At 68.2% G+C, this 14375-nt stretch carries 11 protein-coding genes; 6 read left to right on the forward strand and 5 right to left on the reverse strand.

Annotation, left to right across the window (positions count from 1 at the left end; all coding sequences use genetic code 11):
- Positions 1 to 66 precede the first annotated feature (66 nt).
- Both DDE10_RS08040 and DDE10_RS08045 read right to left on the reverse strand, forming a co-directional pair.
- Positions 67 to 1677, reverse strand: a complete 1611-nt coding sequence (locus DDE10_RS08040; protein WP_114952200.1) for a phytoene desaturase family protein — start codon at positions 1675 to 1677, stop codon at positions 67 to 69.
- Between the two features lie 93 nt (positions 1678 to 1770).
- A complete protein-coding gene (locus tag DDE10_RS08045; RefSeq protein WP_114952319.1) occupies positions 1771 to 2952 on the reverse strand; it encodes an aromatic ring-hydroxylating oxygenase subunit alpha in 1182 nt (393 codons plus the stop codon).
- A 180-nt stretch (positions 2953 to 3132) separates the two neighbouring features.
- Between DDE10_RS08045 and DDE10_RS08050 the strand changes: the two genes are divergently transcribed.
- Positions 3133 to 4428 carry a Xaa-Pro dipeptidase gene (locus DDE10_RS08050; protein WP_114952201.1) on the forward strand — a complete coding sequence of 432 codons (1296 nt, stop codon included), beginning with the start codon at positions 3133 to 3135 and terminating at the stop codon, positions 4426 to 4428.
- A 52-nt stretch (positions 4429 to 4480) separates the two neighbouring features.
- Here the strand turns inward: DDE10_RS08050 and DDE10_RS08055 are convergent, their stop codons facing one another.
- From DDE10_RS08055 to DDE10_RS08065, 3 genes are all read right to left on the reverse strand, one after another.
- Complete coding sequence (locus DDE10_RS08055; protein ID WP_114952202.1) at positions 4481 to 5113, reverse strand: TetR/AcrR family transcriptional regulator; 633 nt, start codon at positions 5111 to 5113, stop codon at positions 4481 to 4483.
- 84 nt (positions 5114 to 5197) lie between these two features.
- Positions 5198 to 6625 carry an APC family permease gene (locus DDE10_RS08060; protein WP_162806469.1) on the reverse strand — a complete coding sequence of 476 codons (1428 nt, stop codon included), beginning with the start codon at positions 6623 to 6625 and terminating at the stop codon, positions 5198 to 5200.
- Positions 6622 to 8259 carry a phytoene desaturase family protein gene (locus tag DDE10_RS08065; protein ID WP_162806471.1) on the reverse strand — a complete coding sequence of 546 codons (1638 nt, stop codon included), beginning with the start codon at positions 8257 to 8259 and terminating at the stop codon, positions 6622 to 6624. The genes DDE10_RS08060 and DDE10_RS08065 overlap by 4 nt, the downstream gene beginning before the upstream one ends.
- 106 nt (positions 8260 to 8365) lie before the next feature.
- Between DDE10_RS08065 and DDE10_RS08070 the strand changes: the two genes are divergently transcribed.
- The 5 genes from DDE10_RS08070 to DDE10_RS08090 are packed head-to-tail and all read left to right on the forward strand — an operon-like array spanning position 8366 to position 14374.
- Complete coding sequence (locus DDE10_RS08070; protein ID WP_284734512.1) at positions 8366 to 9478, forward strand: aromatic ring-hydroxylating oxygenase subunit alpha; 1113 nt, start codon at positions 8366 to 8368, stop codon at positions 9476 to 9478.
- Positions 9475 to 10734, forward strand: a complete 1260-nt coding sequence (locus DDE10_RS08075; protein ID WP_114952206.1) for a sarcosine oxidase subunit beta family protein — start codon at positions 9475 to 9477, stop codon at positions 10732 to 10734. Before DDE10_RS08070 ends, DDE10_RS08075 begins: the two co-directional genes overlap by 4 nt.
- A 7-nt stretch (positions 10735 to 10741) precedes the next feature.
- Positions 10742 to 11014 carry a sarcosine oxidase subunit delta gene (locus tag DDE10_RS08080; protein ID WP_114952207.1) on the forward strand — a complete coding sequence of 91 codons (273 nt, stop codon included), beginning with the start codon at positions 10742 to 10744 and terminating at the stop codon, positions 11012 to 11014.
- Entirely contained in the window at positions 11011 to 13881 is a 2871-nt protein-coding gene (locus DDE10_RS08085) for an FAD-dependent oxidoreductase (protein ID WP_114952208.1), read from the forward strand. Before DDE10_RS08080 ends, DDE10_RS08085 begins: the two co-directional genes overlap by 4 nt.
- Positions 13874 to 14374, forward strand: a complete 501-nt coding sequence (locus tag DDE10_RS08090) for an aminomethyltransferase family protein (RefSeq protein WP_114952209.1) — start codon at positions 13874 to 13876, stop codon at positions 14372 to 14374. Before DDE10_RS08085 ends, DDE10_RS08090 begins: the two co-directional genes overlap by 8 nt.
- The last annotated feature ends 1 nt before the right edge of the window (position 14375 follow it).

Genomic DNA, 14375 nt, shown 5'->3' on the forward strand with positions numbered 1-14375 from the left:
ACATCGCTGATCCGCGCTCTCAGCCGCCCGTGCGAAAGGCGGCCTGCAAGGGCGGCCTCGGGTCGCCTAAGCGCGCCGCAGCACGCGGCCCAGCAGCGATCTGTCTGCGAGCATTTCGCGGGCGGCGTTGTGGCCTGGCCCCCCGGTCACTCCGCCCCCGGGATGGGTGCCCGCGCCGCACATATAGAGTCCCTTGATCGGCCCCCGATAGGCGCCATGGCCAAGCATTGGTCGTGCCGACCAGAGCTGATCCAAGGTCATGTTGCCGTGCATGATGTCGCCGCCTGAAAGGCCGAAGCGACGCTCGAGGTCGAGCGGCGAATGGATCTGCCGCGCAATGACCGAGGCGGCGAAACCCGGCGCATGCCGGTCCACGGTGGCGACGATCAGGTCCGCGGCTTCCTCGCGCGCGTCGTCCCAGCTTCGGCCGCCCGGCAGCTCCGGCGCGAATTGCTGGCAGAAGAGGCTGGCAACATGCTTGCCCGGAGGCGCGAGGCTGTCATCGACAATCGAGGGAATCAGCATCTCCACGATCGGCTCCCTGGACATGCCCAGTTGCTTCGCGTCGGTAAAGGCGCGGTCCATATAGTCCAGGGTGGGTGCGATGATGATGCCGCTCTGGAGATGCTCGCCTGGCGCCGGCAGCGCGGTGAACCGGGGCAGGTGCGAGAGCGCGACGTTCATCCTGAAGGTGCCGGACCCGACCTTGAAGGCTCTGATCCGCCGCCGGAATTCCGGCGACAGGTCGTCCGGGGAGACAATCCGCTCGTAGAGCAGGCGTGGTCCGACATTGGCGGCGACCGCGCGCGCCGGTATCTCCTCGCCGCTTTCCAGTGCGACGCCCACCGTCTTCCCGCCCTCGACCAGCAGCCGGGCGACGGGCGCTTCGAGGCTGATCTCGACGCCTGCCGCCTGGCAAGCCCTGGCCATGGCCTGAGTGATCGCACCCATGCCGCCCACGGCGTGGCCCCAGGCACCCTTCTTGCCGTTCACCTCGCCGAAAACGTGGTGGAGGAGGACGTAGGCCGAGCCGGGCGTGTCCGGGCTGGCGAAATTGCCGACCACCGCGTCGAACCCGAAGGCCGCCTTCACCGGCTCGCTTTCGAACCAGCCGTCCAGGAAGGTCCGCGCCGACTTGACGAAGAGGTCGAGGACGTTGCGCTGGTGCTCGAGCGGAAGCTTGGCCAGCTGGCGACCCTGCCGCGCTGCGTCGATCAGGGTCCTGACACCGTCCCCGAGGTTCGGCGGCGTCTTGAGCGACAGGTCCCGCAGCACGTCCGCGACGGCTTCGAGCGCCTCGTAATAGGCGGGAAGAATCTCGGCGTCCCGTTTCGAGAATTTGCGGAACTCGGCCTGGGTCTGCGCGAGCCCGCCTCCGAGCTTGAGATAGCCGCCATCCGGTTGCGGGAGGAAGTTCGAGATCGGCCGCTCGATCACACGATAGCCATGATCGGCGAGGCGCATGTCCGCGATGATCTTCGGCTGGAGCAGGCTGACCGTGTAGCTCGCCACCGAGTTGCGGAAGCCAGGGTGGAATTCCTCCGTGACCGCGGCGCCGCCGACGACCGCATGCCGCTCCAGGACGCGCACCTTGAGCCCTGCTCGCGCCAGGTAGAAAGCGCAGACGAGGCCGTTATGGCCGCCGCCGATGATGAGGGCATCGTACTGGCTGGTCATCCTTGCTCCTGACGTCTCTGGGCGGTGCGTTTCGGCCTCGAATGGTGCGCGCCGGCGGGATCTTCCTCGGAGAGCGCCCGCGATGGCGGACGGTCAGGAGACCGCGTGCGGTCGGCGGCTCCACCCCGGCAATGGCGGCGCGTGCAGGCGCGCCTCCGGGATCAGGCGCCGCAGTCTGGAGCAGAAATTCCGCAGCGCCACCTCCTTCTCGCTCAGCGGCCCGACCGAGAAGCTCGAGGACGCCATGCCATGCTGGACCCGCGCGATCAGCTCGGTGTCCTCGGCATTGACCTGGCGGTTGATACGCCAGTTCAGATAGCGGGCGGCACGCATCTCGCGCCGGTCATCGGGAATGGCATAGGCGATCTCGCGGATGACCGTCTCGGTCGGCGAGATGGGCAGCCACTGCATGAAGTCGATCTGGTCGGGGTAGATGTCGAAGGCGATGTTCGGCCACAGCTTGAAATAGGTCCAGAGCCGCTGCCGCTCCTGCGGAAGATGGGGCACGGCGGGAAGGATCTTCTGATAGGCGCGTTCGGACGGCGCCGTGGATTCGCGCTCGAGGATCGGCCCCCACATCTTGTCGACGTGCGGCTGCGCCTCCACCCCATAGCCGTTGCCCATCAGCCGCCGCAGCCCCGGATGCGCGACCTCGATATGAAGTCCGTCCGAGTAATTGTCGCCGACATTCTTCCAGTTGACCTTCCGAGGCCGCAGCGTGACCCGGCCGAACGCCCGCAGGTCCTCGAACCGATAAGCGTCGATCTCTTCGAGGTAGGGCGCGAGCATCTCGGCCACGCTCGGGCCGCCGTCATCCTCGAGACGCACGAAGATGAAGCCCTTGAAGATGTCGAGGGCGACGGACACGAGGCCGAAACGGTCCGCTTCGAGCTCCGGATAGGTACGCTTCAGGGGGACGCCGAGCAGCCTTCCCCGAAGATCATAGGTCCAGGCGTGATAGGGGCATTGCAGCCGCTTGGCGCAGCCCGACGGACCGTCGACGAGGCGCGCGCCGCGGTGACGGCAGACATTGGTGAAGGCGCGGATTTCGCCGTCGTCACCGCGGATGACGATGATGCTCTCGCCGACATATTCCAGGGTGCGATAGTCGCCGGCCGCCGGAATTTCGCTGACATGGCAGACGATCTGCCACGACGGCCGGATCACGCGCTTGATCTCGACGTCCAGAAATTCCGCGTCCTGGTAGGTCCAGGCTGGTAGGCTCCAGCCTTCATCCGGATCCCGCACGCTTGCCGGGGCAGCCGCGCTAGCCATCATCTGCGCCTCCTCTTGTTAGACAAGTGTATAGTAGCGATGCCATCCCATCAAGATGGATTTCTCGGGGAGCCTGCCGGACGGGTGCCATTGGCCGATGCAGGTGCGGCCAAGCTGATTTGACGACCGTCCAATAGTTGCGCAGGATCGGCCCGACCGTCGAAGCGGAGGAGAGCGGCCATGAAAGAGAGGCTCGTCGCAACCATCGTGAGGCTCGGGGCGGCGGCTGCGATGCTGCTCGTCGCGCCGGCCGCTCTTGCTGAGACCAGCTATGTCCGCGCCGGGCGACTCGTCGATACCTTGAACGGGACGGTCCTGACCGACCGGCTGATCCGGATCGAAGATGGGCGCATTGCCGAGGTCGCGGCCTATTCGCCGCCTCCCCAGGGCGCGACGATCGTCGACTGGTCGGCCTTCACCGTGCTTCCGGGCCTGATAGACGCACACACGCACCTCGCCGACACCGAGCAGACCAGCAATCCCGCCGAACCGCTGCTGCACAGCGCGGCGGACATCGCTCTCCTGGGCGCGAGCCATGCGCGATCGACCTTGATGGCCGGGTTCACGAGCGTGCGGGACGTCGGCACATTCCGGGCCTTCGGAGACGTCGCCCTGCGCGATGCGATCAATGCGGGCCGCGTCCAGGGGCCCCGGATGTGGGTCGCCGGAGCCTACCTGACCGTGCCCGGCGGCGGCGGCGAGGTCACCGGCTTCGCCCCCGATGTCGTCGTTCCGGCGCAGATGCGGGTCGGCGTGGTGACGGGCGCAGAGGATATGAGGGCGAAGGCGCGCCAACTTTTTCAGCGGGGCGCCGACTTCCTGAAGCTCATCGCCACCGGCGCCGTGCTCGCGGCCGGCACCGAGCCGGGCGCGCTCGAATTGACGGAGGAGGAGATTCGGGCGGCGGTTGCCGAAGCGTCCCGCAACGGCAGCTATGCGACGGCTCATGCGCATGGCGCGGACGGAATCAGGACGGCGCTGCGCGCCGGCGTTCGCTCGATCGAGCATGCCTCGCTGATCGACGACGAGGGGATCGCACTCGCCAGGCGGCAGGGCGCCTGGCTGGTCATGGACATCTACAACGGCGACTATATCGAGGAGATCGGGACCCGCGACGGGTGGTCCGAGGAGATCCTGCGGAAGAATCGCGAGACCACCGACGCCCAGCGGGACGGGTTCCGCCGAGCGGTGCGGGCCGGCGTCCGCATCGCCTACGGAACCGATGCGGGCGTCTACCCGCATGGCCAGAACGCCCGGCAGTTCGCCTACATGGTCCGCTACGGCATGACCCCGATGCAGGCGATACAGTCCGCCACCTCCAGCGCGGCGGCGCTTATGGGACAGTCGGAGCATATCGGTGCGGTTGCGCCCGGAAGGTTCGCCGACCTGATCGCCGTCGCCCGGGACCCGCTCGCCGACATCCAGGCTCTGGAGCAGGTCAGCCATGTGATGCTCGGCGGCCGGATCGTCCGCTAGACTGGCCCGGCCCGCCGAAAGTCGCTTGCACCGCAGGAGGCGCTGCCCAGCTTCAGGCGCTTCTCGGGTTGAGCACGAGCTGGCCCAGCGTCAGGTTCCAGAGATCGAGCGCCCGCTCGCGCGAGAGACGGCTCGGCGACAGGCAGAAATCGAGCCAGAGCCCGTCCATGAGTGCCGAGAGGATCGGCACGACGTCGTCCAGCGGTGCGGAGAGGTCGGATTGCGGGAACCGCGTCAGCGCCGCGCGCAGCAGCGCGTGCAGGCGCTTGTTATAGTCGCTGCTGACTTGCGCGAATTCCTCGTTGTTCCTGACGAGGCTCCAGAAGGCGGTCCAGGCGCCGAGTATGTCGGAGCTCGCCCATTCCTCGGAGAAGAGCACGGCGAAGAATCGGTCGAGCGCCGCCCGGGGGTCGGTATCCGCCTCGAGCGCCTGCTCGAAGCGCGCGATGAAATGATCGCAAAGCTCCTGATAGGTCTCGAGGAGCAGATTGTCGGGCTTGCTGAAATAGTGCCGCAGCAGGCCGTGCGAAACCCCGGCCTGGCGGCAGATTTCCCGGCCGGTGGTCCCACGCGGGCCGAGCCGCGCGAGGCAGCTGATCGTCACCGCGAGCAGATCCTGGCGGCGCACCATTGGCGGCTGCCGCTTCGCCCGAACGCGCTTGGTCGGTTCCTTGCTGTCGGCCATGCCGTCCCCGCGCCCTCGCGTTTGCCTCGCCCGCGTCGGATATCGCGAGTGAGGCCTCGGATCGCAAGCGCCCGTCGGAGCGTCTCAGGCGCTTGGTGCGGCTGGGCGACGCGAGCGTTTCTTCGACGCCGCATAGACCGCCCAGCCGATCCCGATGAGGACCGCGGTGAGGCCGATGATCTTTGCCACTGCCAGCGGCTTGTCCGGCTCGTCGGCCGGCGGAAGCATGGCAAGCGCGATTGAGCCCAAAGTGGTGACGAGGCCGAGGCAGGCGATGGCCACGGCGACTGGACGCCCTCCCGGGACCCGGATTGCGTCCGGCGCGGCCGGCTCCCGCTGCAATCGGATCAGGGAGAGGAAGACGAAGACGAAGGGAATGAACGCCGTGATGATTCCCATGCTGACGAGCACGTCATAGGCGCCTTGGACGCTGGTTCCCGCTTGGCCGAGAAAGACGAACACGGCGCCGAGCCCGGTTTGCACCAGGATCGCCACGTGCGGCGTGCCGAACTTCGGGTGGAGCTGTCCGAAGGCCGGCGGAAGCATGCGATCGATTCCCACCGCGAAGGGAATGCGCGATGTAGCGGCGAGAAATCCGCCCGCTGCCCCCAGATTGCCGATGGTGATGAGCAGGGCCACTGCGGGCACGATCCAGAGCCAGCCGAGCTGCTGCGCGGCCGCCGTGATGGCCTGCATCAGTCCGGCAAGGCTGTCGATCTGGCCAGGCGGCAGCACCAGCAGGATGGCGACGGTGCCAACGATATAGCAGAAGGCGATGATCGTCCCGGCCGTCACGAGGGCACGCGGAATGGTCCGGCGCGGATCCCGGATCTCTCCGCTCATGAAGGAAGCCGTCTCGCAACCCGAGAATGCGAAAGCAAGAGACGCCCAGAAGATCATCTCCTTCAGCTCTAGCCGGGGCGTCATCGCGGCGAGCGAGAAATGGGTGGCCGAGCCGAAGCGGCTCCAGACCAGCAGGCCCATCACGATCACGACCGCGACGGGAATCCACATGCCGCAGGCACCGAGATTGTGCAGCCATCGCGCATGCCGCAATCCGACGATGTTGAGCCCGGCGATGAGCGCGAGCCCCCCGAAGGCGAACCACATGAAGAAGTGAGGCGAATCGCCGAGCGTCCGCCATTGCTCTCCTCCGACGAACAGGAAATTGCTCGCCGCGAAGTAGAAGACGGCGGGGAAATAGGGCAGGTTGCTCGTCCAGTAGCACCAGCCGGCGAGGAAGCCGGGAAAGTCCCCGTAGGCCCGCCTCGTCCAGGCGTAGAGGCCGCCCTCGTCCGGATGTCGTGAAGACAGCTCCAGCACGGCCATCGCCAGAGGTATGTAGAAGCACAGGAAGGCGCCGATCCAGATCAGCACCGAACCCGGGCCGGCCGCCGCCGCCGTCGCGATCCAGCGCAGCGAGACTCCGGTCACGATGTAGAACAAGGCGACGTCCCAGAAGCGCATCACCCGGGGCGGCAGGTTCGGTGCGTCTCCGTCGATCTTCGTCATCGACTTCGCCTCCTCCATCCGCGGAGGTCCTTCAGGACGGCTTTCGCCGCATTATGCCCCGGCGCGCCGGTCACGCCGCCGCCCGGATGGGCGCCGGCGCCGCACAGATAGAGACCCTTCACCGGCGTCCGATATTGCGACCAGCCCGGCGTCGGGCGCATCGAGAAGAGCTGTGCGATATTGAGGTCGCCGTGGAAGATATTGCCCTCGGTCAGGCCATAGGTGCGCTCGAGGTCCAGCGGCGTCAGGACCACGCGCCCCTCGATCAGCTCGGGCAGGTCGGGCATGAAACGGGAGATCTGGCGGATGATCGAGTCGGCAAAGTTCTCCCGCCGCTCGTCCCAGCTTCCCTCGCGCAGCCGGTAGGGGACATATTGAATGAAGCAGGTCATCACCGCTTTGCCTGGCGGGCACAGGGTCGCATCGACCAGGCTCGGAATGACGCAGTCGATCCACAGGCGATCGGGTATCTCGCCGCGCCGCGCCTGGTCGGCCATCGACTGGGCGTCGGCGAGCGTCGGTACGATCGTCAGCAGCGACCGCTCGAGCGGATCCGCGTCGGCGGCGCGGCCGATCACCGTCGGCTCGCGCGAAAGCGCGAGGTTGAGCTTGGCGGAAGGCCCCGCCATGCGGATGGCGGCGATGTCGCGCCGGAAGCCGGCGGGCAGCGCTCCCGCTTCGAGCAGCCCCAGGAAGGTATGCCGGGGATCGGCATTGGACAGGACCAGATCGGCCTCGATCTCTGTTCCGTCGGCGAGGGTCACCCCTCGCGCCGTCCCGCCGGAAACCCGGATCGCACCTACCGGCGTTCCGGTCCTGATCCGTGCGCCGTGCTCGCGCGCGGAAGCCGCGATCGCCTGGGTTATCGCGCCCATGCCGCCGACGACGTGGCCGGAATAGCCCTGCACCGCTTCGTCGCCGCCCGAGAGCAGGTGGAACAGCAGGCCGGCTGCCGAGCCGGCTTCATAGGGGCCACCATGCTTTCCGTAGACATTGTTGGCGAGGAACATGCGCTTCACCGCCTCGCTCTCGAACTGCCGGTCGAGATAGTCGCCGAGGCTCCCGGTCAGGAAGGTGACGAGCCGGGCGACGTCCGAGCCCCCGATCCGGCGGAAACGTCGCACCAGCCGGGTCAGCTCGCCCAGCCGGCCCAGACCCGTGGCGGCGAGGTTCGGCGGCGGCTCGAGAAAGAAGGGCTGGAGGTAGGCGGCGAGGGCCTTGAGCTCGCGGTCCACCCGCAGGAACGTCTCTGCGTCGGCCGGACAATGGAGCGCGATCTCCGCCGCGGTGCGGTCCGGATCGGCCCACCAGCGGACGATGCTTCCGGGGTCGAGCGCGACGGCGAGCAGGGGATCGCTGCCGATCATCCGCAGGCCGTGGCGGGCAAGCTCGAGGTCCCGGACGACCGTCGGCATCAGCATCGACGCGAAATAGGAGGCGAAGGAAACACGGTGACCGGGAATGATCTCCTCGGTGACGCAGGCGCCGCCGACCAGGTCGCGGCGCTCGAGCACGAGCACGTCGACGCCGGCGCGGGCGAGATAGGCGGCAGCGGTAAGTCCGTTGTGGCCCGCGCCGACGACGATCGCGTCGTAGCGGTCCCTCAGCTCGGCGGATTCGGCTGGCCTCGACAAATCCCCACCCCAGGTTTCGTCTTCACGAGTGGCACAAGCCACGCTATGAGGCAACTGTCTAATAAGGGAGCGGGCGATGGGCGGCGCTGGGGCAGAAGGTGGGGGATTGGAGCGATCGCTGCCGAGCAGCGATTATCTCACGCCAAAGGCCTTTGAGCTCGACCGCGAATCGATTTTCGCGCGCGAGTGGTTCTGCGCGGCGCGCGAGGAGGATGTCCCGGGTCCCGGCGATCATCGGGTCATCGAATATGCGGGGGAGAGCCTTCTGCTCGTGCGCACGAAGGCGGGCGTGCTGAAGGCCCACTACAATGTCTGCCGGCACCGCGGCGCCCGTATCTGCGACAGCGACGCCCGGTGGGACCTCCAGCTTCGTGGCGGCATCGCCCAGGGCATGATCCGCTGTCCCTATCACAGCTGGTGCTACAGCCTGGACGGGGACCTGGTGGCGGCCGGCGGAATGGGGGAGGGGCCCGCCTTCGACAAGGCGGCCTTCGGCTTGTATCCGGCGGGGGTCGCCTGTTGGGGCGGGTTCGTCTTTCTGAACCTCATGCCGGGCGAGGCCCCCGATTTTGGAGAGGCGCTCGGCGAGGCGCCGCGCCGGCTGGCCAATTATCCCCTCGAGGACCTGCGGACGGCGCGGTCCATCGACTACGAGGTTGGCGCGAACTGGAAGCTGATCCTGGAGAATTATAACGAATGCTACCATTGCGGGCCCGTCCATCCCGAGCTTTGCGCGCTGGTGCCGGAGTTCCGTCGGAACGGCGGCATGCATCTCGACTGGGAGCTCGGCATCCCGCACCGCGACGGCGCGACGACCTATACCCGCACCGGCACGACCGACCGCGCCTGTTTTCCCGGCCTCAGCGAAGAGGAGAAGGTCCGCCACAAGGGCGAGTTGCTCTACCCCAACCTGATGTTCAGCGTGTCGAGCGACCATGCCGCAGCTTTCATCCTCTGGCCAATGGGACCAGACCGCACCCGCGTCCAATGTCGCTTCCTGTTCCACCGCGACGAGATCGGGAAGGCGGGGTTCGATCCGCTTGACGCCGTCGAGTTCTGGGACCTCGTCAACCGCCAGGACTGGGCGGTGTGCGAGCGCGTGCAGCGCGGGATCGGCGCGCGAGTCCACGACTTCGGCCACTACTCCCCGCTCGAGGACTATAGCCTCGATATCCGCCGCTACGTCACCGACCGTCGCCAGCGTCTGCGCGGAGCATGAGCCGCCGCTATTCAGCGCTGGCGCTCTTCCGCAATTCCCTCACCGGCAATCGCGATTGGGATCCGGTCTGGCGGTCGCCCGAGCCGAAGCCCCGCTACGACGTGGTGATCATCGGCGGCGGCGGTCATGGCCTGGCCACAGCCTATCATCTGGCGCGGGATTTCGGAGTCCCTCGCGTCGCGGTGCTCGAGAAAGGATGGATCGGCGGCGGCAATACCGGCCGGAACACCACCATCGTTCGCTCGGACTATTACTATCCGGCGAGCACCGCCTTCTTCGATCGCTCGGTCACGCTCTACGAGCGTCTGTCGCGCGAGCTGAACTTCAACATCATGTTCAGCCAGCGCGGCATGCTCACCGTCGCCCACAGCCGGGCTGAGCTGGACTGGCAGCGGCGGCTGGTGAACGCGGCGCAGCTCGCCGGGGTCGATCTCGAAACCGTGACCGCGGCCGAAGCGCGCCGGCTTTGCCCGATCCTGAACGATTCGTCCGGCATGCGCCATCCGATCGTGGGCGGCATGCTGCAGCGCCGGGCCGGGACCGTCCGCCACGACGCGGTCGTGTGGGGCTATGCCCGGGCCGCCGACCGTCTCGGCGTCGATATCGTCCAGAATTGCGAGGTGACCGGCATCGACCGGGATGCCGTGTCGGGAGCCGTGACGTCGGTCCGCACCAGTCGCGGAGTCATCGGCTGCGGCAAGGTCGGAGTGGCGGTGGCCGGCCATTCGTCGGTCCTCGCCGACATGGCGGGCTTCCGACTTCCCTTGCGTTCCTTTTCGCTGCAGGCATTCGTCTCCGAGCCGCTCAAGCCGGTGCTCGACATCGTCGTCTCCTCGGCGGTGCTCGGAGTCTATGCGAGCCAGTCCGACAAAGGCGGGCTGGTGGTCGGCGGCAATGCCGATCCCTACGCCTCTTATGCGCAGCGGGGGAACATGCCTGCAGCCGAAGCCGTCGCCGCGGGACTCGTCGAGCTGATCCCCGCCTTCAGCCGGGTCCGCCTGCTCCGGCAGTGGGCGGGGATTGTCGACTATGCGCACGATTCCTCGCCGATCCTCGGCCTCAGCCCGGTGCCGAACCTCTACCTCAATTGCGGCTGGGGCGGCGGCGGCTTCAAGGCGATACCGGCCGGAGGCGAGACGTTCGCGCATACCATCGCCACGGGCGAGCCGCACCCGCTCATCCGCGCCTTCTCGCTCGACCGGTTTCGCTCGCTGGCGCTCGTCGACGAAGCCGCGGCGGCCGGAATCGAGCACTGAGGCGGCCATGCTGAGCATCGACTGTCCCCATTGCGGTCAGCGAGACGAGACCGAGTTCGTCTGCGGCGGCGAAGCGCCTACCGGCAGACCGCCGCCCGATGCTTCCGACGACATCTGGACCGATTATCTGTTCGGCAACGCCAATCCGCGCGGACCAGTTCATGAACGGTGGCTCCACGCATTCGGCTGCCGGCGCTGGCTGGCGGTCGAGCGCGACACCGTCACCCACCGGATCCTGTCGGTGCGCGATTTCGCCGACGCAATCGGGCATCGCCCGTGAGCGGCTTTCGCCTGCCCTCGCACCCGCGCAATCAGGCGCGGGCGCTGCCCTTTCGGTTCGACGGCCGGGCCTTAGAGGGACGCGACGGCGATACGCTGGCCGCGGCGCTGCTCGCCAACGGCGCGGGGATCGTCGGGCGCAGCTTCAAATACCGCCGGCCCCGCGGCATCGTCGGACACGGCTTTGCCGAGACCAATGCCTTGGTCCAGCTTGGCACGGGCGCAGGCAGCACGCCGAACCTGCTGGCGACGCGGATCCCGCTGACTTCCGGCCTCGAGGCACGCAGCGTGCGCGGCTGGCCGTCGGCCGCGTTCGATGTCGGGGGCATCGTCGACCGGCTGTCGCCGCTTCTGTCGGCCGGCTTCTACTACAAGACGTTCATATGGCCTCACTGGGGGCTGTTCGAGCCCGCCATCCGCCGCGCCGCGGGGCTTGGCCACGCGCCAGTCCAGCCGGATGGCGATCGCTACGAGGCGCGTGAACGGACCTGCGACGTCCTCGTGATCGGTGGCGGCGTCGCCGGAATGGCGGCCGCGCTCGCGGCGGCCGAGGCTGGCGCGAAGGTCGTGCTTGTCGAGGCGGATCCGTGGCTCGGGGGTGCGACCGGGGCCGAGGGCGCATCCCGGCTCGCCGCGATGGAGCGGGCAGTGGTCGATTCGCCCGATATCGCGCTGATGCGGCGCACGACGGCGGTCGGCTATTACGATCACAATCTCGTCGCCGCCTGCGAGGAAGTGGACTCGCCCGGCCTTCGTCAGCGCGTGTGGAAGATCCGGGCCGGGCGATGCGTGCTCGCCTGCGGCGCGCTCGAGCGGCCGCTGCTGTTCGGCGGCAACGATCGGCCGGGCGTGATGCTCGCTGAATCGGTGCGTCACTATCTCGCCCGTCACGGCGTTGCCGCCGGTCGGCGCCCGCTGTTCGTCACCGCTTCGGACAGCGCCTACCGCGCCGCAATCGAGGCGAAGCAGGCCGGTCTCGACGTCGTCGGCCTGGTCGATCTGCGCGATGCGCCGGGGCCGCTCGCCGAAGCCGTCCGCACGCTCGGCATAGAGCTGCTCGTCGGTCATGATGCCGTTCGCACCCGCACGCGCCGCGGCCGCGTCAGCGGGCTCGACCTGCTCGACCGCTCCCGGGGGCGCTCGATCGAGGTCGAGTGCGATCTGGTCGCCATGTCCGGCGGATGGACTCCCGCGGTCCAGCTCTTCTCGCAGTCGGGAGGACGGCTTCGCTACGAGGAAGGGATCGGCGCCTTCGTTCCCGAGCAATCGGTCCAGGCGGAGCGATCGTGCGGCGCCGCGCGCGGAGTCCTCGATCTCGACGCCTGCATCGCGGACGGCCGCTCCGCCGGCCTCTGGGCCGCCACCGGCAAGGAGCCCCCGCCAGTCGTGCGGGTAGAGGGAGAGCGGGCAGCCTTCCGCCTGCCAGGCGCCGCCAAGGCGTTCGTCGATTTCCAGACAGACGTGACGGTCGCCGACATGCAGCAGGCCACTTGCGAGAATTATCGGTCGGTGGAGCATGTGAAACGCTATACCGTGTGGGGCATGGGGACCGATCAGGGAAGGCTGAGCGCGGTGAACGGAATCGCCGTGCTCGCCCACCTTCAGGGCCGGGATCCCGGAGCCGTCGGCACGACCCGCTTCCGGCCCCCGTTTGCGCCGGTCGCCTTCGGAGCGATCGCCGCCGGCCGGCCGGCGGGCGCGCTGTTCACGCCCTGGAAACGGCTGCCCGCGCACGATTGGCACGAGGCGCAGGGCGCCTGCTTCGAGGACCATGGCTGGCTGCGGCCGAGCCACTATCCGCGCGGCGCCGAGACGATGGCCGAGGCGGCAGCGCGCGAGACGCTGGTCGTTCGGCACGGGGTCGGGCTGGTCGACAGCTCGTCGCTCGGGAAGCTGGAGTTGAAGGGCCCCGATGCGGGGCGCTTCCTCGATCTGGTCTCGCTCGGCTCCGCCAGCCGGACGGCGATCGGCGGGGCCCGATACAATCTGCTGCTGGACGAGCTCGGCATCCTCTTCGACGACGGCATGGTCGCCAGGCTCGGCGCCGATCATTTCCTCCTGACGACCGGCTCGGCCCATGCCGAGCGGACCCGCCGCTGGCTCGAACAATGCCTTCAATGCCTGTGGCCGCTCGATCTCGTCGTCCAGGATGTGACCGGCCTGTGGGCGACCTTCACCGTCGCCGGCCCGCGCGCGCGGTCGGTGATGGAGCGTACGGGTTGCGACGTGGATTTTTCCAGAGACGCCTTCCCGCACCACCGGATCCGCCTCGGCGAAGTGGCGGGCGCCGAGATTCGCATCGTCCGGGCCAGCTTCACCGGCGAAATCAGTTTCGAGATCTCCGTCCGCGCCGATCAGGCCACGAGCCTCGCCGAATACCTGATGCTGTGCGGCGAGGCGGACGAGATCGCGCCCGTCGGGCTCGAGGGGCTCGACGTCCTTCGCCTCGAAAAGGGCTATTTTCATATCGGCTCCGATACCGACAGCCGGACCATGCCCGGCGACGTCGGTTTCGGTTCGGCGGTGACCCGCAAGCCCGGCGACTTCATTGGCAGGCGTTCGCTGCTCCATCCGGCGGCAAGCGCGTCCAGGCGACCCCAGCTGGTGGGGCTCCAGCCGGTCGATCCCGAGGCGGTCGTGCCGATCGGCGCCCATGTCGTCGGTTCAGCGCCGCGCCGCAGTCGCGGCGTCGTCACCAGCAGCGCCTTCAGCCCGACCCTCGGGCGCAGTCTCGGCTTGGCCCTGGTAGAGGACGGGCGCGCGGCCATCGGATCCGAGGTCGAGCTCTGGTCGGAAGGACGGTCGTGGCGCGCCCGAATAGCCGAGCGGACCGCCTACGATCCGACCGGAGCGCGGCTCGATGCCTGAACTGCGGCGGCAGACGGCTCTGGCGCACCGCACGCGCGGCGCCTCCATTCGCGCCGGCGACACGACGTTGCGCGAGCCCATCGGCCTGCGAGCGATTCTGGTGACCTCCCGGACACAAATCTGCTTGCCCGGGGCGATCCACCTCGGCCCCGGGGAATGGCTCATGGTCGGGGATGATGAGGAGGCGCGGGCGGCGCTCGCAGCGGCGGCCGGGACGGCGCTCCTCCAGGACATGAGTGCGGGGCTCGCCGTCATCGAGGCGGAGGGTCCCGATGTGCTGGACGCGATCGGCCTGTCGTCGCTGACGGCGGGCATCGGCGGCGCGCTGACGACGCGGCTCGCCGACCTGCGGGTGACGGTGGAGTATCGGCGCGGCGGCAGGCATTGGGCGCGGTTCATCGTCGACCGGTTCAGCGCCGACTATCTCTGGGCGTGGCTGGTGGCGCGCCTCGATGCGGCGCGCGTGGATAGACAACCGCCCGAGGCGGGCTAGG

It is taken from the genome of Sphingosinicella terrae (assembly GCF_003347635.1).
Taxonomy (GTDB): Bacteria; Pseudomonadota; Alphaproteobacteria; order Sphingomonadales; family Sphingomonadaceae; genus Allosphingosinicella; species Allosphingosinicella terrae.